20 protein-coding genes are annotated in these 22681 nt (G+C 66.4%); 6 read left to right on the forward strand and 14 right to left on the reverse strand.

All coding sequences use genetic code 11. The features are described from left to right. The first annotated feature begins 72 nt into the window (after window positions 1–72). Entirely contained in the window at window positions 73–1038 is a 966-nt protein-coding gene (locus CCA01S_RS02100) for a hypothetical protein (RefSeq protein WP_066453366.1), read from the forward strand. Between the two features lie 45 nt (window positions 1039–1083). Here CCA01S_RS02100 and ftsB read toward each other — a convergent pair whose 3' ends face one another. The 10 genes from ftsB to CCA01S_RS02150 form a co-directional block, all read right to left on the reverse strand. Further along, window positions 1084–1371 carry a cell division protein FtsB gene (gene ftsB, locus CCA01S_RS02105; RefSeq protein ID WP_066453369.1) on the reverse strand — a complete coding sequence of 96 codons (288 nt, stop codon included), beginning with the start codon at window positions 1369–1371 and terminating at the stop codon, window positions 1084–1086. Between the two features lie 9 nt (window positions 1372–1380). Then, window positions 1381–2667: a phosphopyruvate hydratase gene (gene eno / locus CCA01S_RS02110; RefSeq protein WP_066453371.1), complete on the reverse strand. Its 1287-nt coding sequence runs from the start codon at window positions 2665–2667 to the stop codon at window positions 1381–1383. Between the two features lie 152 nt (window positions 2668–2819). Next, window positions 2820–3671, reverse strand: a complete 852-nt coding sequence (gene kdsA / locus CCA01S_RS02115) for a 3-deoxy-8-phosphooctulonate synthase (protein WP_066453373.1) — start codon at window positions 3669–3671, stop codon at window positions 2820–2822. Window positions 3672–3686: 15 nt separating this feature from the next. Beyond that, complete coding sequence (pyrG, locus tag CCA01S_RS02120; protein ID WP_066453374.1) at window positions 3687–5339, reverse strand: CTP synthase; 1653 nt, start codon at window positions 5337–5339, stop codon at window positions 3687–3689. 153 nt (window positions 5340–5492) lie between these two features. After that, complete coding sequence (locus tag CCA01S_RS02125) at window positions 5493–6719, reverse strand: MFS transporter (RefSeq protein WP_066453376.1); 1227 nt, start codon at window positions 6717–6719, stop codon at window positions 5493–5495. A gap of 38 nt (window positions 6720–6757) precedes the next feature. Beyond that, window positions 6758–7333, reverse strand: a complete 576-nt coding sequence (locus CCA01S_RS02130) for a MarR family winged helix-turn-helix transcriptional regulator (RefSeq protein ID WP_084386347.1) — start codon at window positions 7331–7333, stop codon at window positions 6758–6760. Window positions 7334–7456: 123 nt separating this feature from the next. Beyond that, window positions 7457–9265, reverse strand: coding sequence for a M24 family metallopeptidase (locus tag CCA01S_RS02135; RefSeq protein ID WP_373278630.1), 1809 nt, complete (start codon window positions 9263–9265; stop codon window positions 7457–7459). A 50-nt stretch (window positions 9266–9315) separates the two neighbouring features. Continuing rightward, window positions 9316–9972 (reverse strand): CoA transferase subunit B, encoded by a 657-nt coding sequence (locus tag CCA01S_RS02140; RefSeq protein ID WP_066453387.1) that lies wholly within the window; start codon window positions 9970–9972, stop codon window positions 9316–9318. A 14-nt stretch (window positions 9973–9986) separates the two neighbouring features. Continuing rightward, a complete protein-coding gene (locus tag CCA01S_RS02145) occupies window positions 9987–10682 on the reverse strand; it encodes a CoA transferase subunit A (protein WP_066453390.1) in 696 nt (231 codons plus the stop codon). A gap of 34 nt (window positions 10683–10716) precedes the next feature. Beyond that, window positions 10717–11154 (reverse strand): acyl-CoA thioesterase, encoded by a 438-nt coding sequence (locus tag CCA01S_RS02150; protein WP_066453393.1) that lies wholly within the window; start codon window positions 11152–11154, stop codon window positions 10717–10719. A gap of 198 nt (window positions 11155–11352) precedes the next feature. Here CCA01S_RS02150 and CCA01S_RS02155 point away from each other — a divergent pair, with 198 nt between their 5' ends. After that, entirely contained in the window at window positions 11353–12999 is a 1647-nt protein-coding gene (locus CCA01S_RS02155; RefSeq protein ID WP_066453396.1) for an electron transfer flavoprotein-ubiquinone oxidoreductase, read from the forward strand. A gap of 118 nt (window positions 13000–13117) precedes the next feature. After that, window positions 13118–13774: a MarC family protein gene (locus CCA01S_RS02160; protein WP_066453397.1), complete on the forward strand. Its 657-nt coding sequence runs from the start codon at window positions 13118–13120 to the stop codon at window positions 13772–13774. 127 nt (window positions 13775–13901) lie between these two features. Here the strand turns inward: CCA01S_RS02160 and acs are convergent, their stop codons facing one another. From acs to CCA01S_RS02180, 4 genes are all read right to left on the reverse strand, one after another. Further along, window positions 13902–15881 (reverse strand): acetate--CoA ligase, encoded by a 1980-nt coding sequence (gene acs / locus CCA01S_RS02165; protein WP_066453399.1) that lies wholly within the window; start codon window positions 15879–15881, stop codon window positions 13902–13904. A 206-nt stretch (window positions 15882–16087) separates the two neighbouring features. Further along, complete coding sequence (locus tag CCA01S_RS02170; protein ID WP_232304947.1) at window positions 16088–17425, reverse strand: MFS transporter; 1338 nt, start codon at window positions 17423–17425, stop codon at window positions 16088–16090. Window position 17426: 1 nt separating this feature from the next. Continuing rightward, window positions 17427–19313 carry a propionate--CoA ligase gene (locus tag CCA01S_RS02175; RefSeq protein ID WP_066453404.1) on the reverse strand — a complete coding sequence of 629 codons (1887 nt, stop codon included), beginning with the start codon at window positions 19311–19313 and terminating at the stop codon, window positions 17427–17429. Between the two features lie 172 nt (window positions 19314–19485). Beyond that, on the reverse strand, window positions 19486–20589 hold the full coding sequence (locus CCA01S_RS02180; RefSeq protein WP_084386349.1) for a tRNA threonylcarbamoyladenosine dehydratase: 1104 nt from the start codon (window positions 20587–20589) through the stop codon (window positions 19486–19488). A 256-nt stretch (window positions 20590–20845) separates the two neighbouring features. Between CCA01S_RS02180 and CCA01S_RS02185 the strand changes: the two genes are divergently transcribed. The 3 genes from CCA01S_RS02185 to CCA01S_RS02195 are packed head-to-tail and all read left to right on the forward strand — an operon-like array spanning window position 20846 to window position 22677. Beyond that, window positions 20846–21496 carry a gamma-glutamylcyclotransferase gene (locus tag CCA01S_RS02185; RefSeq protein WP_103035383.1) on the forward strand — a complete coding sequence of 217 codons (651 nt, stop codon included), beginning with the start codon at window positions 20846–20848 and terminating at the stop codon, window positions 21494–21496. Window positions 21497–21502: 6 nt separating this feature from the next. Beyond that, entirely contained in the window at window positions 21503–22138 is a 636-nt protein-coding gene (gene pdxH, locus CCA01S_RS02190; protein WP_066453407.1) for a pyridoxamine 5'-phosphate oxidase, read from the forward strand. 8 nt (window positions 22139–22146) lie between these two features. Continuing rightward, window positions 22147–22677: a flavin reductase family protein gene (locus CCA01S_RS02195; protein ID WP_066453408.1), complete on the forward strand. Its 531-nt coding sequence runs from the start codon at window positions 22147–22149 to the stop codon at window positions 22675–22677. Window positions 22678–22681: the final 4 nt, after the last annotated feature.

Raw genomic sequence — 22681 nt, forward strand, 5'->3', positions numbered from 1 at the left:
AAGGTGCGACATGCGGGTCACAGCGGATTTTCCCTTCTATCCACCCCAGGCGGCGGCCCGCATACTGCCGCCATGGCGATCTCTTTTTCTCCTTCCGGCATCGGGACGCATCAACGCGGCGCGGGCATGGCCGGGTTCCTGGTCGTGCTCGTGCCCGTCCTGACGCTGGGCCTGGGCGGGGCCGAGATGGCGCACTGGATGGGTCTGCGCCAGACGCTGGGCCTGGCGCTGGTGGAAGCCGCCCGCGTCGGGGCCACCCGCCAGGCCCAGCCGGAGGCCATCGCCCGCGCCTTTGAGCACGGTCTGCGCATGGTCTATCCAGACCCGCTGGCGCTGCGGCGCGCCCTGCTCGTCCGCCGACAAGCGCTGCCCGTCCCCTGGCAGATCCGCATCCTGCAGCCTACCCCCGACAGCTTCCTGGATCACGCCGATCCCGATGCCGTCGGCCCGCGCCAATACCCGGCACAAGCCCTCATCCGCAACGATTACCAGGCGCTGCAGCAGGCCCGCCGCGAGGCCCAAGGATGGGCACAGGGGCGCGGCCCGCGCTCGCACACCACCATCCGCGAGGCCAATACGCTGTCCATGGTGCTCACCTGGCCGCAGCGCCCGTTCGTGCCCGGCACAGGCCGACTCGTCCAGGCGCTGGCGGCGTTCAGCCAGGATCCCTTGCGGCGGCGCATCCTGCAGGCGGGCTACCTGCCCTTTGAACGCCACGTCAGCCTGGCGATGCATTCGTCTCCGGCGGCGTGGGCGCCGCTGGCCGATGGCCGCGTGGTCTACGCCGAGGCGCCCGCGGACGCCTCGGCCACGCCGGGGACTGCTCCCGGATCGGGCCTTCCGCCGGTGACAGGACTACCCGCGGCCCCACTCCCACCCGCCGATGAGCCCTGGGCGCCAGGCCCCGGCCTGCCCGCCGACGGGCACGCCGAACCGGGTGCCGCTTCGGGCACGCCGTCGGAGACATTGGGAGACACGTCGGAAGCACCGCCTTTCGGCGCCGACATGGAGGGGGACATCTGCACACCGGCCCCATGAACCGGCGTCAGGCACCCAGGGCTACGCAGCGCTGGGCACCAACCCTTACCGATTCTCGGCCTGGTGCGGCAGGATTTGTACGAAGTACTCGCCTTCGCGGATCATGTTGAGTTCGCCGCGCGCCCGCTCTTCAACCGCCGAGATGCCGGTTTTCAGATCTTGCACTTCGGCCTGCAGCGCGTTGTTGCGCGCCATGAGCGCCTGGTTGTCGTCGGTTTCGGTCTGCACCTGCTCTTGCAGGTCGCGCAGCCGAAGCCAGCCGCCCTTGCCCCACCACAGGGGGTACTGGGTGGCCAGCGTCAGCACCAGCAAGACCAGGCTGAGCAGGCGCATGGACGGCCGTCAGCGCAGGCTGTAGAAGGCCGACACGCCCGGGTAAGAAGCCACTTCGCCCAGCTCTTCTTCGATGCGCAGCAGCTGGTTGTACTTGGCCATGCGGTCGGAGCGCGACAGCGAACCGGTCTTGATCTGCATGACGTTGGTGGCCACGGCGATGTCGGCGATGGTGGAGTCTTCGGTTTCGCCCGAGCGGTGCGAAATGACCGCCGTGTAGCCTGCGCGCTTGGCCATTTCGATGGCGGCGAAGGTTTCGGTGAGCGTGCCGATCTGGTTGATCTTGATGAGAACCGAGTTGGCAACGCCCTGTTCGATACCTTTTTTCAGGATCTTGGTGTTGGTGACGAACAGATCGTCGCCCACCAGCTGCACCTTGCGGCCCAGCTGTTCGGTGAGGATGCGCCAGCCTTCCCAGTCGTCTTCGGCCATGCCGTCTTCGATGGTGACGATGGGGTACTTGTCGCACCACGACGCGAGCAGATTGGCGAAGTCTTGCGAGCTGAGCGCAATGCCGCCCTCGCCCGCCAGGTGGTACTTGCCGTCGCGGTAGAACTCGGAGCTGGCGCAATCGAGCCCCAGCACGATTTGCGAGCCCGCCTCGTAGCCGGCTTCGGCGATGGCTTTCAGGATGAGTTCGATGGCGGCCTCGTGGTTGGCCACGTTGGGGGCGAAACCGCCCTCGTCACCCACCGCGGTGGACATGCCTTGCCCGGCAATGATTTTTTTCAGGGCATGGAAGACTTCGGCGCCCATGCGCAGGGCCTCGCGGAAGCTGCTGGCGCCCACGGGCAGGATCATGAATTCTTGCAGGTCGAGCGTGTTGTTGGCGTGCGCCCCGCCATTGATGACGTTCATCATGGGCACCGGCATCTGCATGGGGCCGCTGCCGCCAAAATAGCGGTACAACGACAGCCCGGCGTCTTCGGCGGCGGCCTTGGCCACAGCCATGCTGACGGCCAGGATGGCGTTGGCGCCCAGGCGGCTTTTGTCTTCGGTGCCGTCCAGATCGATGAGGGTGCGGTCGATGAACGACTGCTCTTGCGCGTCGAGCCCCAGCAGGGCTTCAGAGATTTCGGTATTGACGTGTTCGACCGCACGCAGCACGCCCTTGCCCAGGTAGCGCGACTTGTCACCATCGCGCAGCTCGATGGCTTCGCGCGAGCCGGTGGAGGCCCCCGAAGGCACGGCCGCGCGGCCCATGGCGCCCGATTCGAGCAGCACGTCGCATTCCACGGTGGGGTTGCCGCGCGAGTCGAGAATTTCGCGCCCGATGATGTCTACAATTGCACTCATGGTCTGACAGTCCTGCCTGTGTAGTGGTGATTCAAAGAAAACCCCGCCATTGTAGCGGGATGGATCAGCTGAAGAGAGTCAGTCTACTTCGGAAACCGGCCACGGGGGGCGCTTTGGCCCTGACAGAAAGTATTCACTGCACAAACCTGGCATCAAAGCGCCAGCGACAGCGCCCCGCCCTGCTTGACGCAGCGGTCGAGCGCCACCAGCGATTCGAGCAAGGCCCGCATCTTGCCCAGCGGCACGGCATTGGGGCCATCGGACAAGGCTTTGGCGGGATCGGGATGGGTTTCCATGAACACCCCGGCCACGCCCACGGCCACGGCGGCGCGCGCCAGCACCGGCACGAACTCGCGCTGTCCGCCCGATCGGGTGCCCTGGCCGCCAGGCAGCTGCACCGAGTGCGTGGCGTCGAACACCACCGGGCAGTGCGTGTCGCGCATGATGGCCAGCGAGCGCATGTCGGACACCAGATTGTGGTAGCCAAACGAAGCGCCGCGTTCGCACACCAGGATGTTCTGCCCGTCGCCCCCGGCCTCGATGGCCGCCGCGCGCGCCTTGCCGACCACCTGTTTCATGTCTTCGGGCGCCAGAAATTGGCCCTTCTTGATGTTGACGGGCTTGAGCGTGGCGGCGCAGGCCTGGATGAAATCGGTCTGGCGGCACAGAAAGGCGGGCGTCTGCAAGACATCGACGACCGCCGCCACTTCGCGCGCCTGGCCGGTTTCGTGCACGTCGGTGAGCACCGGCACGCCCAGCTGCTTGCGCACGTCGTCGAGGATCTTCAGGCCCTCGTCCATGCCCGGCCCGCGAAACGAGGCCCCCGAGCTGCGGTTGGCCTTGTCGAACGAGCTTTTGTAGATGAAGGGGATACCCAGCGCCCGCGTCATTTCCTGCAGCACGCCGGCGGTTTCAAAGGCCAGCTCGCGCGACTCGATGACGCAGGGGCCGGCGATGAGAAACAGCGGCTGATCGAGGCCGACCTGAAAATGACACAGTTGCATGATGACCCCCGGGGCTTACGCCTTGCTGGTTTGACGCCGCTGATAGGCCAGCGCCGCCTGGATGTAGCTGCTGAACAGCGGATGGCCCTCGCGCGGCGTGGAGGTGAATTCCGGGTGGAACTGCACGCCCATGAACCAGGGATGGCCGGGAATCTCCATGATTTCCGGCAGGTTTTCGGTGGGTGTGCGCGCGCTGATCACCAACCCGGCCTCTTCGAGGCGGTTGACGTAGACATTGTTGACTTCGTAGCGATGGCGGTGGCGCTCGTTGACTTCGGGGCCGTAGACCTCGAAGGCCTTCGTGCCGGGCTTGACCGGACAGCGCTGGGCGCCCTTGCGCATGGTGCCGCCCAGATCGGACGAGCTGTCGCGGTGTTCGGTGCGGCCTTCGCGGTCTTGCCACTCGGTGATGAGCGCCACGACCGGGTGCGGCGTGGAGGGGTCGAACTCGGTGCTGTTGGCGCCGCCCAGCCCGGCCACGTGGCGCGCGAACTCGATGACGGCCAGCTGCATGCCCAGGCAGATGCCCAGGTAAGGGATGCCGTGCTCGCGGGCATACTGGATAGCCTTGATCTTGCCTTCGGTGCCGCGCTTGCCAAAGCCGCCCGGCACCAGTACCGCGTCGAGCCCGGCCAGGCAGCCCGTGCCCTGGGTTTCGATTTCTTCGGAATCGATATACACGATATCGACCCGCGAATGCGTGTGGATGCCCGCGTGGATGAGCGCCTCGGACAGCGATTTGTACGATTCGGTGAGATCGACGTACTTGCCCACCATGCCGATGGTGACCGAATGGCTGGGGTTTTCGAGATCGTGCACCAGGCGATCCCAGACGGTGAGATCGGCGGGTGGCGGCGTGATGGCGAGCGCGTCGCACACCAGGCTGTCGAGCCCCTGCTGGTGCAGCATCGAGGGGATTTTATAGATGGAATCGGCATCCCAGACCGAGATGACGGCGTCCAGCGGCACGTTGGAGAAGAGCGAAATCTTGGCGCGCTCTTCGTCGGGCACTTCGCGGTCGGCGCGGCACAGCAGCGCATTGGGATAGATGCCGATTTCGCGCAGCTTTTGCACCGAGTGCTGCGTGGGCTTGGTCTTGAGTTCGCCCGCCGAGGCGATGAAGGGCACCAGCGTGAGGTGTACGAACGCGCACTGGTTGCGCCCCAGGCGCAGGCTCATCTGGCGCACGGCTTCAAGAAAGGGCAGCGATTCGATGTCGCCCACCGTGCCGCCGATTTCGACCATGGCGATATCGGCCTGGCCATCGTAGGCCGCCTTGGCGCCGCGCGCGATGAAATCCTGGATTTCGTTGGTGATGTGCGGGATGACCTGGACGGTCTTGCCCAGGTAGTCGCCCCGGCGCTCTTTGCGCAACACGGATTCGTAGATTTTGCCGGTGGTGAAGTTGTTCACCCGGTGCATCTTGGCAGAGACGAAGCGTTCGTAGTGGCCCAGATCGAGGTCGGTCTCGGCGCCGTCTTCGGTGACGAAGACCTCGCCATGCTGGAAGGGGCTCATGGTGCCCGGATCGACATTGATGTAGGGATCGAGCTTGAGCATGGTGACCCGCAAGCCGCGGGATTCCAGGATGGCGGCCAGCGAAGCCGCAGCAATGCCTTTGCCCAGAGAGGAGACGACCCCCCCTGTGACGAATACGTATTTGGTCATGTCGGATACTTGCCCGGTGTGGACGGGCAGGAGCGGGAAATCGAGATTATAACCACTTAGCCCCAGGCCCCGGGAGGCCTGGATGCCCAGCCGAACCCGCCCGTACCGACCCGGCTATCCATGCAGAAAATGCACCTGCGCAAGCCAGCCACCTCATGCATCTGCCAGCACGGGCTTCGCGGCGGGCGCCTGAGTCGCCTCGGTCGGCTCGACAGGCAAAGCATGCGAGCCATCCACATGGCGCAGGTGACGGCGGCTGGCAAGCAGCACGGCCACGCCTGCCAGCACGGCGGCGGCGCCCACCCAGTAAGGGACGTGGTCGTTGACGGTCTCGCCCAGGTAGCCCGCCAGCCAGGGGGCGACGGCGCCACCGCTAAAGCGCACGAAGCTGTAGGCGGCCGAGGCCACGCCGCGTTCGACGGGGGCGGCCTTCATCACCGTTTCGGTGACCAGTGTGTTGTTGATGCCCAGGAACAGGCCTGCCACCACGACGCCCACCACCAGCACGGTTTTGTTATCCGTCCAGAGCGCCATCATCACCAGCACCGCGGCAAAGCCCGTGAGGGCGATGACGATGGACGGCAGGGTGCCAAAATTCACCTGCAGACGCGGGGCCAGCACCACCGAGGCGAAGGCCAGCATCACGCCCCAGCCGAAGAACACCAGGCCCACCTGCTGGGCGCTCATGTCCAGCGGAAACGGCGTATAGGCCAGCAGCGTGAAAAAGCCGAAGTTGTACAGCAGCGCCGTGACGGCCACCCCCAGCAGGCCGGGATGCTTGAGCGCCCGGAAGGGGTCGCGTAGCGAGCTGGGCCGCGCCACCGTCGCGGCGGCAGGCAGCAGCAGCACCGTGACCACGAAGGCCAGCGCCATCAGCACGGACACGCCGAAAAACGGCCCGCGCCAGGAGATCGCCCCCAGCACCCCGCCGATCAGCGGGCCCGCGGCGATGCCCACGCCCAGCGCCGCCTCGTAAAAAATGATGGCATCGCGTACCGACCCTTTTGAGGCGCTGACGATGGCCGCCAGCGCCGTGGCCACGAACAAGGCATTGCCCAGCCCCCAGATGGCGCGGTAGCCGACGATCTCCATGACCGAACCGGACATGCCCGCCAGCCCGGCCCCGACGATGATGACGGCCAGCCCCAGCAGCAGCGTGCGCTTGACCCCCAGGCGGCTGGAGACCGCGCTGGTGATGAGCATGGCCAGGCCCATGATGGCCATGTAGCTGGTAAAGAGCAGCGAGGTTTGCGAAGGCGTGGCCCCCAATGAATCGGCAATCGGCTTGAGGATCGGATCGACCAGGCCAATGCCCATGAAGGCAATGACGCAGGCAAAGGCCACGGCAAGCACAGCCTTGGGTTGGTGCAGAAGGTTCATGATGGACAGAGAATGTTGAAAGTGAATGTCTGGTTTATCTAGTTGACCTGGCTCGTCTGGTTCGCCTGGCTGGACGCCTGGCGATAGGCCGCATCGAGCAGGCCCGACAGCGCCCGCAGGGCATCTTGCAGCCCGTGGCGCTGTGCCGGGTCGAGCGCCTGGATCAGGGAATCGATCACCTGCGCGCGCTCGTGGCGCAGCCGGGCCAGGGCCCGCCGCCCGGCGGGCGTGAGCGAAATGCGCGTGGCACGGGCGTCGTCGGGGTCGGGCGTACGCTCGACCAGGGCTTGCTCTTGCAGGCGCTGTACCAGCGTGGTCAGAGTGGGCTGGCTGCAGTGCTCGGCCCGGGCCAGGTCGCCGATGCGACTGGGCCCGAGGTCGCTGAGCTGCGACAGCACCCGGGCTTGTGCCAGGGGCACGGCCCAGGTGGTGTGATGTGCCACCCAGCGGTTGAGCCGCACAATGCGATCGAGCAACTGCGCCCCCACGGGGCTGTCGGCAGCCCCATGCGGCGCGGCAGCGGAACGGGGCGCGGCCGACTGGGCATGCGTCGCCCGTGCGGGGGCAGCGCCGCTTGCAAGCGGAGGCGCAAACGGATGGTGGTCAGGTTTCATGCGAATCAATTACATAGTATAGCTATGTAATTATAAAAACGCAGCCTCCCGGAATGCAAGCCTGCGGCCCGATCAATGAAAACGGCGCCCCGCAGGACGCCGTTTTTGCCGACAAGGAGCCGCTTACAGGGGCTCGGTGCGCGCCAGCAGCCAGTCGCGGGCCGCGCTGTCCACCAGCGGCAACAGGCCGGCGCGCACCTGCTCGTGATAGCCATTGAGCCAGTCGAGCTCGTCGGCGGACAGCAGTTCGCGCACCACGCAACGGGTGTCGATGGGGCACAGCGTGACGGTTTCAAAGGCCAGGAAGGTGCCAAACGCCGTTTGCAGCGCAGGCACCGCCAGCACCAGGTTTTCGATGCGGATGCCCCACTGCCCGTCGCGATACAGGCCGGGCTCGTTGGAGGTGAGCATGCCCGCCTTCATATCTTGGTGAGCGCGCCCCTGGGCACGCACCGAGATGGACTGCGGGCCTTCGTGCACATTGAGGAAATAGCCCACGCCGTGGCCCGTGCCATGGCCGTAATCCAGCCCGCGGCGCCACAGCGGCGTGCGTGCGAGGGCATCCAGCACGGACGAGGGCGTGTCTTCGGGAAACTGGGCGCGCGCCAGGGCGATGTGCGCCTGCAGGACGGCGGTGTAATCCGCCCGCTGGGCCGCCGAGGGCGTGCCCACCGGCACCACCCGCGTGATGTCGGTGGTGCCGCCCAGGTACTGGCCGCCCGAGTCGATGAGCAGCAGGCCGTCGCCCCGCACCACCGCGTGGTGGGTGTCCGTGGCGCGGTAATGCGGCATCGCGCCATTGGCATTGAAGCCCGCGATGGTGGCAAAGCTGAGGCTGACGAAACCTGGACGCCGGGCGCGCGCCGCCGACAGGTGCGTATCGACGTCGATTTCGGTGATGCGTTCGCCCGCCGCCTGGGCGGCCTCGAACCAGGCGAAAAATTCGCACAGGGCCGCGCCATCTTGCGCCATGGCGGCGCGGATGTTGTCGGCCTCGGCGGCATTCTTGACCGACTTGCACAGCTGCGAGGGATTGATGGCCTCGATGAGGCGCACCTGCGGCGCGTGCGCCAGCGTGCCCGCCGTGACGCGGGCCGGATCGACCAGCAGGCCGGTGCCCGCAGGCAGCCCGGCCAGATCGGCGGCAAGCCCCGCGTAATCGCGCAAGACGACGCCATCGGCGGCCAGCCGCGTGGCCAGCGCGTCGGGCACCTTGCCCGGGGCCACGTAAAGGCGCAGCTGCTGCGCGTCGAGCAGCGCGTGCGCAAGAAACACCGGGTTGTAATCGACGTCCGAGCCGCGCAGATTGAGCAGCCAGCAGATGTCGTCGAGCGAAGACAACAGGTGGTGCTGCGCCCCGTGCGCCAGCATGGCGGCGCGTACCGCGGCGAGGTTGTCGGCACGCGTGCGGCAGGCGTGCGGCGGCAGGTGCTCGAACACCGGGGCGGTCGGCAGGCCCGGGCGCTCGGCCCAGATGGCGTCCACCGGGTCTTGGTCGAGCACCAGCGCAACACCGGCGGCCTCCAGCCCCGCCTGCCAACGCAAGGCCGCGGCACGGTCGAGCACCCGACCATCCACGGCCACGCGCGCGCCCGGCTTGAGGTGTTCGCTTGCCCAGCCCAGCATGTCGGGCACGTCGTGCGCCCCGGCGCGCATGAGCGCGATGCCCGAGCCCTGCAACTGGGCCTCGGCCTGCACCCAGTAGCGGCTGTCCGTCCAGAGCCCGGCAAAATCGGCGGTGACCAGCAGGCTGCCCGCCGAGCCGTCGAAGCCCGACAGCCAGGCGCGCGCCATCCAGTGTTCGGGCAGGTATTCGGACAGGTGCGGATCGGCGGTGGGGATGAGGCAGGCCTGAACGCCCGAGAGGGCCAGCTGCCCCCGCAGGGCCGCAAGCCGTTGTGCCGGGGTATCCAGAGAGGACAGCGGGTTCACGATGATTTCCTTCTTGATTCTTGATGCTCTTGACGACTTACATCTTTACATTACCCCACGGCCGAGGTATCCAGCTTGGCCGAGGTCTTGGCGCGGATTTCATCCACGGTGACGCCAGGGGCCAGCTCGGTGAGCCGCAGGCCGTGCTCGGTGACTTCCATCACGCCCAGGTCGGTGATGATGAGATCGACCACCCCCACCCCCGTGAGCGGCAGGGTGCACTCGGGCAGCAGCTTGAGCGATTCTTTGCTGCCATCCTTGGATTTGGCCGTGTGTTCCATGAGCACCACCACCTTGCGCACCCCGGCGACGAGATCCATGGCGCCGCCCATGCCCTTGATCATCTTGCCCGGAATCATCCAGTTGGCGAGATCGCCTTTTTCGGAAACCTGCATGGCCCCCAAAATAGCCAGGTTGATCTTGCCGCCACGAATCATGCCGAAGGAATCGGCCGAGGCGAAGATGGACGAGCCCGGCAGGGTGGTGACGGTCTGCTTGCCCGCATTGATGAGGTCGGCGTCCACCTCGTCGTCGGTGGGAAACGGCCCGATGCCCAGCAGCCCGTTTTCGGACTGCAGCCAGACCTCCATGCCCTCGGGCACGTAGTTGGCCACCTTGGTGGGCAGGCCGATGCCCAGATTGACGTAGTAGCCGTCTTTCAGTTCTTTGGCCGCACGCGCAGCCATCTGTTCACGATCCCAAGCCATGATCTTCTACCCCCTTATTGACGAACGGTGCGTTGTTCGATGCGTTTTTCCGGATGCGCATTGAGCACGATGCGGTGCACGAAAATGCCCGGCAGATGGATTTCGTCGGGATCGAAGGCGCCGGTGGGCACGATTTCCTCGACTTCGACCACCGTGATCTTGCCCGCCATCGCGACGTTGGGGTTGAAGTTGCGCGCCGTGCGGCGAAACACCAGATTGCCGCTGCGGTCGGCCTTCCAGGCCTTGACGAGGGAAATGTCCGGCGTAAGGGAGCGTTCCATCAGGTAGGTGCGGCCATCGAATTCACGGGTTTCCTTGCCTTCGGCCACCACGGTGCCCACCCCGGTGGGCGTGAAAAAGGCCGGGATGCCAGCGCCACCCGCCCGCAGTTTTTCGGCCAGCGTGCCCTGGGGCGTGAATTCGAGTTCGAGTTCTTTGGCCAGAAACTGGCGTTCGAATTCTTTGTTTTCGCCCACGTACGAGGCGATCATCTTCTTGATCTGGCGCGTGCTGAGCAGCTGCCCCAGGCCAAAGCCATCGACCCCGGCGTTATTGCTGATGCAGGTGAGGCCATGCACCCCGGAGTCGCGCAGCGCGGCAATCAGGGCCTCGGGTATCCCGCACAGGCCAAAACCGCCCACCGCAATCATCTGATTGTCCGCCACGATGTCGCGCAAGGCGGCAGTGGCGCTTTCAAAGACTTTATCCATACGACGTTTCCTTCGAGACGATAAGAACACCGGGTCAAGCTGAAAAGCAGCGCAGCAGCGCCTGCCGGTCGGACTCGGACCAGGGAACCGGGCGGCCGGTGGTGCCATCGGCGCACACCAGGACGTTGCGGCCCCGCGCATGCAAGGCCTGGCGATCCCGGGCGTCCGCAATCCAGCAGTCGAGCTCGATGCTGCTGCGCCCGATGCGCACCAGCTTCATGCCGACGACGACATTGGCAGGATACAACAGCGGTTTGAGAAAATCACACGAGGCATGGGCCAGCACGCCGTAGCGGCCCTGGGCGCCATCCAGGCCCATGGCGGAAAACAAACGTACACGGCCCTCTTCAAAGTAGCGGAAATAGGCCACGTTATTGACGTGGCGGATGGCATCCATATCGCCCCAGCGCACCGGCATCTCAATTTCAAACGTCCCTGAAGGTGTTTGAATATCAAGGGGTTCCGTAGACATGGACAGGCTCCTGGCAAAGGCGGGACGGTTGGGAAACCAAAAGTGCAGTATACCGATCTGCAATACAATGGCCCGCAACCAATGCCTCGTCCAGCTTGCCCGAAGACACTGTCCCGGCGCCCACGATCATCCAGGGATGAGACACCAATCAGGGTTAACCCCTGCGCACCAATCACGAAAAACGGGAGCCATCCAATCATGACTGAACGTGAATCCATGGAGTACGACGTCGTCGTCGTCGGGGGGGGGCCTGCGGGCCTGTCGGCGGCCATCCGCCTGAAACAACTGGCCGCCGAACGCGGCCAGGAAGTCAGCGTCTGTGTGCTGGAAAAAGCCGCCGAGATCGGCGCGCACATCCTGTCGGGCTGTGTGATGGACCCACGCGCCATCAACGAGCTCATCCCCGACTGGAAAGAAAAAGGCGCGCCGCTCGAACTCACCGTGCAAGAAGACCGCTTCCTGTTCCTGTCGGAATCCGGCGCGCGCAGCACGCCGCACTGGCTGATGCCCGACTGCTTCAAGAATCACGGCAATTACATCGTGCGCCTGGGCCACGTCACCCGCTGGCTGGGCGAACAGGCCGAGGCCCTGGGCGTGGACGTCTTCCCGGGCTTTGCCGCCGCCCACCTGCTGTACACCGAGGCCGGCGCCGTGCGCGGTGTGCTCACGGGCGACATGGGCGTGGCGCGCGACGGCAGCCACACCGACGCCTACCAGCCGGGCATGGAACTGCTCGCCCGCTACACCATCTTCGCCGAGGGCTCGCGCGGCCACCTGGGGCGCGAACTCATCGAAAAATACCGCCTGGACGCCGGGCGCGACCCGCAAAGCTACGCCATCGGCGTCAAAGAACTGTGGGAAATCGACCCCGCCCAGGCACGCCCCGGCACGGTGATGCACACGGCGGGCTGGCCGCTCGATTCCGACACCTATGGTGGCTCGTTCCTGTACCACCTGCAAGACAACCTCGTGGCCGTGGGCCTGGTGGTGGGGCTGGACTACGCCAACCCCTGGCTCTCGCCCTTCGAAGAATTCCAGCGCTACAAGACGCACCCGGCCATCCGTGGCACCTTCGAGGGCGGCAAGCGCGTGGCCTACGGCGCGCGCTCGCTCACCGCGGGCGGCCTGCTGTCGCTACCCAAGATGAGCTTTCCCGGCGGCGTGTTGGTGGGCTGTGAAGCGGGCGTGCTCAACGCCTCGCGCATCAAGGGCAGCCACTCGGCCATCAAGACCGGCGCCCTGGCCGCCGAGGCCGCGTTCGACGCCCTGGCCGCCGGGCGCAGCCACGACGAACTCACCGCCTATCCCGCCGCCTTCGAGCGTTCGTGGCTGCACACCGAGCTCAACAAGTCGCGCAACTTCAAGCAGTGGTTCAAGAAGGGCCGCACGGTGGGCACGCTCATGACCGGCATCGAACAATGGCTGCTCAAGGGCAACATCCCCTGGACGATCCACCGCACCAAGCCCGATCACGCCTGTCTGCAGCCCGCCGCCCAGTGCGCGCGCATCGACTACCCCAAGCCCGACGGCAAGCTTACCTTCGACCGCCTGAGTTCGGTGTTCATCTCCAACACCAACCACGAAGAAAACGAGCCCTGCCACCTGACGCTGAAAGACGAATCCGTGCCGGTCAAGGTCAACCTGGCCAAGTTTGGCGGGCCCGAGGCGCGCTTCTGTCCCGCCGGGGTCTACGAATACGTCAAGACCGAAACCGGCGAAGACCGCCTGCAGATCAACGCGCAAAACTGCATTCACTGCAAGACGTGCGACATCAAAGACCCCACGCAGAACATCGTCTGGGTCACGCCCCAGGGCGGCGAAGGGCCGGTGTACAACGGCATGTAAAATACGCGGGGCGGCCGCCCTTGGCCCGGCGCCAGCCCCACACCCCTTTCATACGCACGCAGCCCGGTAATGCTTCTTGCAGCTACCGGGCTTTTCTATCGGCAGGAGCCGTCAGACCATGGATGTCGTTTTTGCCACGAAGTTTCTGGGCGCGCTGTTCGCGATCATGAACCCGTTCATCACGCTGCCGCTGTTTCTGGCCCTGACCGCGCAAAAAACCGTGGCCGAACAACGCAGCCTGGCCGTGGCCATCATCGGCTATACGGCCGTCATGTGCGTCGTCATCGCCCTGGCGGGCAGCCACATCATCGGCTTTTTCGGGGTCAGCCTGGACGCCTTCCGGGTGGCCGGCGGCGCGGTGCTGATCGGCATCGCCATGTCCATGCTCAATGGCCAGCCCATCACCTCGCACGAACGGGCCACGCAGGAAAAATCGGCCAACACGGCTGCCGCCGTGGCCGAAGGCACGGACGACAACCCCGCCTTCTATCCCCTGACGTTTCCCATGATCATCGGGCCGGGCACCATCACCACCCTCATCATCTACAGCGCCCAGGCGCGCCATTCGGCCCGCATGCTCAGCTTCGGCGTCGTGTTGCTGGCCGTGCTGGCGGCCCTGTTCGTGGTGCTGTACTTTGCCGCCTCGATCGGTCGGCTGCTGTCCACCAAGATGCGCGTCATCATGGCCCGCATCATGGGCATCATCCTGGCCTCGATCGCCATCGAAATGCTGTTTGCGGGCATCCGCGCCCTGCTGCCAGGGCTGGCGCACTGACCGTTCCGCATCACGCGGCCCAGCGCGCGAGCCTCGGAAAGGCCTCATTGAAAAAGGGGCGGAGGATTCCCCCGCCCCTTTTGGCTGTGTCCGCCGCCCTGGATCACAAGGCGTCGTTCAACACTCGTTACCGCACCTGGGCCAGCTGATCCAGGATGCCAGGATTTTCCAGCGTGGAGACGTCCTGGGTGACCGGTTCGCCCTTGGCGACCACGCGCAGCAGGCGGCGCATGATCTTGCCCGAGCGGGTCTTGGGCAGGTTTTCACCGAAGCGAATTTCACGCGGCTTGGCAATGGGGCCGATTTCCTTGGCCACCCAGTCGCGCAGCTGCTTGGCCACCTTGACGGCGTCGTCGCCCACCGGCATGACGCCATTGAGCACCACGAAGGCCACCACGGCTTCACCCGTCGTGTCGTCGGGGCGGCCCACCACGGCGGCCTCGGCCACCAGCTCGTGTGCCACCAGGGCGGATTCGACTTCCATGGTGCCCAGGCGGTGGCCCGAGACGTTGAGCACGTCGTCGATGCGGCCCATGATCCAGAAATAGCCGTCCTTGTCGCGCTGCGCGCCGTCGCCCGCCAGGTAGTAGCCCTTGAGCTCTTCGGGGAAGTAGGTTTTCTTGAAACGCTCCGGATCGCCCCAGATCGTGCGGATCATCGACGGCCACGGGCGGCGCACCACCAGGAAGCCGCCCTTGCCGCGCTCGACCTCTTCGCCGGTCTCATCGACGATGGCGGCATCGATGCCCGGCAGCGGCAGCGTGCACGAACCCGGCTTGAGCGGCGTGACGCCCGGCAGCGGGGTGATCATGTGCGCACCGGTTTCGGTCTGCCACCAGGTGTCGATCACCGGGCAGCGCTGGCCGCCGACATTGTTGTAGTACCAGACCCAGGCCTCGGGGTTGATGGGCTCGCCCACCGAACCGATGATGCGCAAGGAGCTGAGGTCGAACGACTTGGGGTGCACCTTGGGGTCGGCCTCGGAGGCCTTGGTGAGCGAACGGATGGCCGTCGGCGCCGTATAGAATACCGAGACTTTGTGTTCCTGGATCATCTTCCAGAAACGGCCCGCGTCCGGGTACGTGGGCACGCCTTCGAACACCACTTGCGTGACGCCCGCGGCGAGCGGCCCGTAGGTGACGTACGAGTGGCCGGTGACCCAGCCCACGTCGGCGGTGCACCAGAACACGTCGTCGGGCTTGGCGTCAAACGTCCATTTCATGGTCATGAGCGACCAGAGCAAAAAGCCCGCGCTGGAGTGCTGCACGCCCTTGGGCTTGCCGGTGGAACCCGACGTGTACAAGATGAACAGCGGGTGATCGGCCTCGACCGCCACGGGTGGGCAGTCACTGGACTGCCCCTGGATGACGTCGTGCCACCAGAGGTCGCGCCCCTCGTGCCACTGCACGGCGGAACCGGCCCGCTTGTAGGTGATGACCTTGCGCACGGCCTCGCAGCCGCCCATGGCCAGGGCTTCGTCCACGGCGTCTTTCAGGGCGATGACCTTGCCGCCGCGAATCTGCGCATCGGCGGTGATGACCAGCACGGCGCCGACGTCCACGGCGCGCTCGTGGATGCTCTTGGCCGAGAAGCCACCGAACACCACCGAATGGATGATGCCCAGGCGCGCGCAGGCCTGCATCGCCACCACGGCCTCGATGGACATGGGCAGGTAGATGATGGCGCGCTCGCCCTTCTTGAAGCCCTGCGCCTTGAGCGCATTGGCAAACTGCGACACGCGGGCGTGCAGTTCTTTATAGGTCACCTTGGTAACCTTGCCATCGTCGGCCTCGAAGATGATGGCCACGCGGTTTTCCGCCGGGGTGCCCAGGTGCTTGTCCAGACAGTTCGCCGAGACGTTGATTTCGCCATCGGGGTAAAACTTGTAGAAGGGCTTGTTTGATTCGTCGAGCACCTGGGTGAAGGGCTTGTCCCACACCAGGTTTTCGTTGGCCAGGCGGGCCCAGAAGGCATCCGGATCGCGCTTGGCTTCGTCGCACAGCGCCTGATAGCCTTCCATCCCCGATACGTTGGCCTGTTTGACCAGCTCTGCCGGAGGCGGAAATACGCGGTTTTCCACCAGAATCGATTCAATCTCCGTAGGCATTGGCTCGCTCCTTTTGATTGATGTGGTTCACATCATGTTTGAATTGTGTCGTCCGCCACCGTACTGCCCAAGTCTTACTCGACACTGACAAATGCATCAGACGGGCGCCGCATCAGGGCAAACCCCAAGGCATTTACCCTGGATCGAGCCGATTGGCCTGACCACACGGGGCCCACAGCGGCCTGCCTCATCCGTCCGTCCACCCATCACACGCCGCCGGACGACATCGGCGCGGCGGCTACGTGGCGCTCGCGGGCACGCTGACCTCGGACGAAATCGAGCCGCGCCAGCAGCACCAGGCCCAGCACGAAAAACAGCCCTGTTGCCAACAGCGCCAGGCGGTGGTCGCCGCGCGTAAGCCACACCAGGGCGCCATAGGTGAGCGGCCCCACCACTGCGGCCAGCTGCACGGCAAAGGTCCACAGGGCGAAAAATTCGGCGGGCCGATGGGCTGGCGCCAGCACGCCCACCATGGCGCGCCCCGCGCTTTGGCTGGTGCCCATGCACAACCCCGCCAGCGCCGCCGCCGACCAGAAAACGGCCAGCGAGCGCGCAAAGGCCGCCAGCAGCACCATCAGCACCCAGCCCAGCAAGGTAAGCGCGAGCGCCCGCTTGTGGCCGATGCGGTCTTGCAGATAGCCAAAGCCGAAGGCCCCCGCCGCCGCGCCGATGTTGACCAGGAACACCAGCAGCATGGTCTCGCGCATGCCAAAGCCCATGACCTCGGTGGCGTAGACCGCCGACAGCGTGATGACCACGGTGATGCCCGCCTGATAACTGGCAATACACATGAGCAAGCGGCGAAAGTCGGGAAAATCCTGCCGGGTCTCGCGCCAGGCGTGGCGCAGCTGAGCCCACAGGGCGCGTGGCGCCGGTTGGGCCGTCGGCACCCCGGTGGGCTCGCGCAGCCAGAGAAAGGACGGCACGGCGGCCAGAGCAAAAAACAGCGCCGTGAACAGCATGACGCGTGGCACGTAGCGGGCCGCATCCAGCCCCTGGGATTCGGCTGTGCTGACCAGCCACAGCGACAGGCCCAGGGCCAGCATGCCGCCGCAGTAGCCGAAGCTCCAGCCCCAGCCCGAGACCCGCCCCATGGCCTCGGGACGCGCCAGGCCGGGCAGAAACGAGGCCACCGTGGACTCGCCCACGCAGTAAAAAGCATTGGACAGCGCCAGGCACAGCAGGCCCCAGGCGATCACGCCCGGGCCCACGCTCGCCAGGGCGGCCGTGGCCAGCACGCAGCCCACGGTGCTGCTGAAGAGCAGCCGCCGGTGCCCGGCGCGCGCATCGGCACGGGCCCCCAGCCAGGGCATGGCCAGCATCACCACCAGGTACGACAGCGACAGCGCGGCGGTCAGCGCCAGGGTGCCCCAGGCGCGCCCGGCGGCCACCACACCGACGAAATAAGCGTTGAAGACCGTGGTGAGCACCACCGTGGTGTAGCTGGAATTGGCGAAGTCGTACATCGCCCAGGACCAGACCTCGCGACGGCGCACGCCCGGGTTCAGGGCGCTGCCCGACGCCTGCTTGCCCGCGTCCGCCACGCTACAGCACCGAACGGATCTGGTCGAGGGCCCCCGGGTCTTCGATCGTGGTGAGATCGCCCGGATCTCGGCCTTCGCACAAGGCCACGATGGCGCGTCGCAGCACCTTGCCCGAACGCGTCTTGGGCAGGTTGTTGACGAACAGGATGCGCGAGGGCCGGGCCACCGCGCCGTTGCGCTGTTCGATCACCTGCTTGATCTCGCGTTCGAGACGATCCCGGGCATCCGCCGCATCGAGCACGGCGGGGTCGCGCAAAACGGCAAAGGCCACGGCCTGCTGCCCCTTGATCGGGTCGGCCACCCCCACCACCGCCGACTCGGCCACCGCCGGGTGCGTGTTGACCGATTCTTCGATCTCGCGCGTACCCAGGCGGTGGCCCGCCACGTTGATGACGTCGTCGGTGCGCCCGAGGATGTACCAATAGCCGTCATCGTCCACCAGCCCCCAGTCGGACGTGGAGTAGGTCAGCCGCCCGGGGAAGGACTGGAAATACGTCTTGACGAAGCGCTCGTCGTTGCGCCAGATGGTGGCCATGGCGCCCGGCGGCAGCGGCGGCTCGACGGCCACCACGCCCTTTTGATTGGGCCCGCAGTCTTGTCCCGTGGCCTCGTTGACCACGCGCACGTCGTAGCCGTACACTGGCGCCGTGGGGCTGCCGAAGCGCACGGGCACTTCCTCGACTCCGGGCTGGGCCGAGAGAATGGGCCAGCCGGTTTCCGTCTGCCAGTAGTTGTCGATGACCGGCTTGCCCAAGGCCTCGGAGAGCCATTGGCCGGTGAGTTCGTCCAGGGGCTCGCCCGCCAGGTAGATGCGCTCGAGGCTGGAGAGATCGTGGCGCCGCAGCAGCGCCGGATCGTGCTTTTTGAGCACGCGAATGGCCGTGGGGGCCGAAAACAGGGCATTGACGCCATAGGTTTCGACGATGCGCCAGAGAATGGCGGCATCCGGGCGAATGGGCGTGCCTTCGTACATGACCGTGGTCTGTCCATTGAGCAGCGGCCCATACACCACGTACGAGTGGCCCACCACCCAGCCCACGTCGCTGCTGGAAAAATACACATCGCCCGGCTTGCCGCCGAAGATGTATTCCATGGAGGCACACAGGGCCACGGCATAGCCGCCCACGTCCCGCTGCACCCCCTTGGGGTTGCCGGTGGTGCCCGAGGTGTACAGCACATAACTGGGCGTGTTGGATTCGAGCCAGACCACCGGCACCCGCACGTCGAGGTGGCGCGCGCGCAAGGTGGCGTAATCGAGGTCGCGCCCCGCCGTGAGCGTCATGGGCACCAGGCCGCGATCGACGAGCACCACGTGCTCGGGCACATGCGCAGCCTGCTGGATGGCCTGGTCGAGCAGCGGCTTGTAGGCAATGGGCCGCCCCCCGCGCGCGCCGGCATCGGTGGAAACGATGACCTTGGGCTGGGCATCGTCGATGCGCTGCGCCAGGTTATGCGCGGCAAAACCGCCGAAGACCACCGAGTGGATGGCGCCGATGCGCGCGCAGGCCAGCATGAAAAAGGCGGCCTGGGGGATCATGGGCAGGTAGATGAGCACGCGGTCGCCCTGCACGACGCCCAGGCTTTGCAAGATGGCGGCCGCCGCATTGACTTCGCGCGCCAGATCGGCGCGCGTGTAGGTGATTTCCTGATCGACTTCGGTGGATACCCAAATGAGGGCGGGCTGATCGGCCTGGGTGTCGAGCCAGCGATCGACCGCGTTGTAGCACAGGTTGGTGCGCCCCCCCACGAACCAGCGGGCAAACGGCGGACGGGAATAATCCAGCACCTGGGTAAAGGGAGTTTCCCAGTGGATGCGCTGGGCCTCACGCGCCCAGAAGGTTTCTTTGTCCTGCACCGACTGGCGATGAAACTCGCGGATTTTCTGCATGGCCTTGTCTCCTGTGTCGTCCTTGTGCGACGGCCCCCTGGCAGGCGCGCGCCGCATGGGCGGTTCTTGAATGATGGCGCTCCGCGTACAGCGGGGCCGGCTCGACTGCATGGTGCGCTCATGCTACACCAGCGTTGACGCTAAGCGCTGTCGCTGACGTGACACTGACAGATCAGGCAAGCGGCGCACGCTGGCGCGCACGTACCAAGGCCTGCTGGATGGCCCAGTTGGCGGCGGTCAGGCCCATCGCCGCCGTCACCGTGACGATAGAGCCGTAGCCTGCGCACGACAGCCCCTGTGGGGCTGCGGGGACTGCCGAGCCCGCCTTGGATGCCGAGGCCGCTGGCGCCCCGGGGGCTGCCGTCCCCGGCTCGGACGCGAGCGCGCAGGCCGCCGCGGGATCGGCCCAGGCGCTGGGCAGGATGACGGGCTGGTCGAGCCACAGGCAGGGCACTCCCATGCGCGGCACACGGTGCCTGGGCCTGCCGCCCGCCGCGCCCCCCTTGGGATAGCCATGGCGCTGGCGCAGCTGCTGGCGGATGCGCGCCAGCAGGGCGTCGTGCGTCGCCACCGACAGGTCACCGGCGCGCAGCGTGAGCGCATCGGTCTTGCCGCCCGCGCCGCCACACACCAGCACCGGCCAGCCCTGCGCGCGCGCCGTGAGAATCATGGCGATCTTGGCAGGCACCTGATCGGTGCAATCCAGCAAAATGGGGCCGGACGGCCCGTCCGCGTCACCCACGCCAGTATCACCCGCACCCACGTCCGCACTCACGCCCAAACCCGTGCCACCGTCCGCGTCACGGCCTGCGGCGGTGCGCAGAATGTCGGCGATGTTCTCGGCACTGACGAAATCGTCGATTTCGTGCACTTGGCAGGCCGGGTTGATGTCGCGCACGCGCGCCGCCATGGCGCTGATCTTGGCCTGCCCCAGCGTGCTGCCCAAGGCATGCGCCTGGCGGTTGACGTTGGATTCGGCGATGTGATCCATGTCCACCAGCGTGATGGCCCCCACGCCCGAGCGCGCCAGCGCCTCGGCGCACCAGGAGCCGACCCCGCCGATGCCCGCCACCACCACCCGCAGCCGCGCCAGGACGTGCCAGGCCCCCGCCCCGTACAGGCGGTCGATGCCGCCGAAGCGGCGCTCAAGGTCGGCATCCAGCGCGGTGGGCAGCCCGGCCCCCGGCCCGGCCGGCGCAGGCTTTGACGCTTCGGGCCGCGTCAAGGAAGAACGGGCGGCACAAGCCGGGTCAATGGAAGAAGTCAGATTGGACATACAGGACAGGAAAGCAGGAAAACAGACGCGCGTGGCACGCCGGCAGGGACACCACCGGCACCATAAACACCGCCGACACTCCACCATTTTGCCACGCCCGCACAGGCTCGTTGACCCCGGTGACGCCGTCGGCGACCGAGCGGGTAAGGGTTCACTGCCGCGCTAGCCGATGCCCCTGCCGCGCCCGCGGGCGGCCGACGCCCTTGCGGCGCCTCCACTACAATAGAAGTATTCTCAGCCCGATTTCTATTGCCCCGTGAACGCGCCCGCCTCCCGTCTTCCGCATCAGCCGCCCGCACCCGAGGCGTTCTCGCTGCGGGACGCCGCCTGGCACGAAGCCTCGATCGGGCGCGCGCTGCAGCACTGGGACGGCCAGTCCGACCTCTGGATTTTCGGCTACGGCTCGCTCATCTGGCGGCCCGAATTCACCTTCCTCGAAGCGCGCGACGCCCGCGTACACGGCTATCACCGGGCCCTGTGCCTGTGGTCGCGCGTCAACCGCGGCACCCCCGAACAGCCCGGCCTGGTCTTCGGCCTGGACGTGGGCGGCTCGTGCGCCGGACGCGTGTTCCGCATCGCGGGCGCGCAGGTGCCGGACATCATGCGCGCGCTGTGGAAACGCGAAATGCCCAGCGCCGCCTACATCCCGCGCTGGCTCAAGTGCCGCACCCCGCAAGGCGTGGTGCGCGGGCTGGTGTTCACGATGAACCGCGCGGACGCCTGCTATGTCCCCAATCTGCCGCTGGATCACACCGTGCGCATCATCCGCCAGGGCCACGGACGCTACGGCGCCTGCACCGACTACGTCCTGCAGACCGCGCAGGCCCTGGAAGCCGTCGGCATCATCGACCACCAGCTGCGCGCCATCGCCCGCGCCCTGCAGCACACCGAATCCCCCCCTTTGTGAGCCGACATGACGTCCATCGCCGATATCCGCCAGACTTACCAGAAATACGAACTGCTGGAAAACGCCGTCGCGGCAGACCCCTACGCGCAATTCGGGCAATGGTTCGAGCAGGCGCTGCACAGCGACGTGCATGAACCCACGGCCATGACGCTGGCCACCGCCGACACCGCGGGCCACCCCTCGGCGCGCATCGTGCTGCTCAAGGGCTTCGATGCCCAAGGCTTCGTCTTCTATACCAACTACCAGTCGCGTAAGGGCTGCGAACTCGACACCAACCCGCACGCCAGCCTGTTGTTCTTTTGGCCCGAACTCGAACGCCAGGTGCGCATCGAAGGGCCGGTCGCGCAGGTATCCGCCCAAGAATCGGACGCCTACTACGACAGTCGCCCCCTGGGCTCGCGCATCGGCGCCTGGGCCTCGCCGCAAAGCCAGCCCATCAGCCATGAAGCGCTGGCGGCGCGCGCGCAATCCCTGGCGCAAGAACTGGGCGAACATCCGGCACGCCCGCCGCACTGGGGCGGCTACCGCGTCCAGGCCCGACGGGTCGAATTCTGGCAAGGGCGCCCATCCCGGCTGCACGACCGGCTGGTCTACACCCGGGCCGCGGACGGAACCTGGGCCATCGGCCGCCTGGCCCCCTGACGCGCGCCATGGTCTCCCCCCCGACTCCCGCCGATTTTCCGTCGCTGTATTTCCGCTCGGCACTGGGCCGCTTTCCCACGGGGGTCACCATCGTGACCGCCGAACACCCGGACAGCGGCGCGCCCATCGGCCTGACCATCAGCTCGTTCAGCTCCGTCTCGCTCGAACCGCCGATGGTACTGTGGTCACTCACCCAGGCGGCGGCCTCGCTGGACGCCTTTTTGCGGCTGGAGCGCTACGTCATCCACGTGCTGTCAGCCAGCCAGATCGACCTGGCCCGCCACTTCGCCAAAGGCCCCCAGGCCCAGCGCTTCGCAGGTCAGGCGCTCGAACGCGCGCCCAACGGCACCTTGATGCTGGCCGACAGCCGCTGCGCGGCGTGGTTCGAATGCCACAACACGCAGCAGCATCGCGCGGGCGACCACTTCATTTTCGTGGGTCAAGTCGAGCACTGCAGCCGCCAGCTGCTCTCGCCGCTCATCTACCACGCGGGCGACTTTGAGCTCACCCAGGCCAGCGAACCCCTCTCACGCAACTAAGTTC

Source organism: Castellaniella caeni NBRC 101664, assembly GCF_001592225.1.
Taxonomy (GTDB): domain Bacteria; phylum Pseudomonadota; class Gammaproteobacteria; order Burkholderiales; family Burkholderiaceae_B; genus Castellaniella; species Castellaniella caeni.

Excerpts from the sequence above, each read along its gene's own strand:
- CCA01S_RS02195 (WP_066453408.1), top strand. The coding sequence starts at position 22,147 with ATGGTCTCCCCCCCGACTCCCGCCGATTTTCCGTCGCTGTATTTCCGC.
- CCA01S_RS02160 (WP_066453397.1), top strand. The coding sequence starts at position 13,118 with ATGGATGTCGTTTTTGCCACGAAGTTTCTGGGCGCGCTGTTCGCGATC.
- CCA01S_RS02175 (WP_066453404.1), bottom strand. The coding sequence starts at position 19,313 with ATGCAGAAAATCCGCGAGTTTCATCGCCAGTCGGTGCAGGACAAAGAA.
- CCA01S_RS02145 (WP_066453390.1), bottom strand. The coding sequence starts at position 10,682 with ATGGATAAAGTCTTTGAAAGCGCCACTGCCGCCTTGCGCGACATCGTG.
- CCA01S_RS02140 (WP_066453387.1), bottom strand. The coding sequence starts at position 9,972 with ATGGCTTGGGATCGTGAACAGATGGCTGCGCGTGCGGCCAAAGAACTG.
- CCA01S_RS02100 (WP_066453366.1), top strand. The coding sequence starts at position 73 with ATGGCGATCTCTTTTTCTCCTTCCGGCATCGGGACGCATCAACGCGGC.
- pdxH (WP_066453407.1), top strand. The coding sequence starts at position 21,503 with ATGACGTCCATCGCCGATATCCGCCAGACTTACCAGAAATACGAACTG.
- kdsA (WP_066453373.1), bottom strand. The coding sequence starts at position 3,671 with ATGCAACTGTGTCATTTTCAGGTCGGCCTCGATCAGCCGCTGTTTCTC.
- CCA01S_RS02125 (WP_066453376.1), bottom strand. The coding sequence starts at position 6,719 with ATGAACCTTCTGCACCAACCCAAGGCTGTGCTTGCCGTGGCCTTTGCC.
- pyrG (WP_066453374.1), bottom strand. The coding sequence starts at position 5,339 with ATGACCAAATACGTATTCGTCACAGGGGGGGTCGTCTCCTCTCTGGGC.
- acs (WP_066453399.1), bottom strand. The coding sequence starts at position 15,881 with ATGCCTACGGAGATTGAATCGATTCTGGTGGAAAACCGCGTATTTCCG.
- CCA01S_RS02130 (WP_084386347.1), bottom strand. The coding sequence starts at position 7,333 with ATGAAACCTGACCACCATCCGTTTGCGCCTCCGCTTGCAAGCGGCGCT.
- CCA01S_RS02155 (WP_066453396.1), top strand. The coding sequence starts at position 11,353 with ATGACTGAACGTGAATCCATGGAGTACGACGTCGTCGTCGTCGGGGGG.
- CCA01S_RS02180 (WP_084386349.1), bottom strand. The coding sequence starts at position 20,589 with ATGTCCAATCTGACTTCTTCCATTGACCCGGCTTGTGCCGCCCGTTCT.
- CCA01S_RS02150 (WP_066453393.1), bottom strand. The coding sequence starts at position 11,154 with ATGTCTACGGAACCCCTTGATATTCAAACACCTTCAGGGACGTTTGAA.
- eno (WP_066453371.1), bottom strand. The coding sequence starts at position 2,667 with ATGAGTGCAATTGTAGACATCATCGGGCGCGAAATTCTCGACTCGCGC.
- ftsB (WP_066453369.1), bottom strand. The coding sequence starts at position 1,371 with ATGCGCCTGCTCAGCCTGGTCTTGCTGGTGCTGACGCTGGCCACCCAG.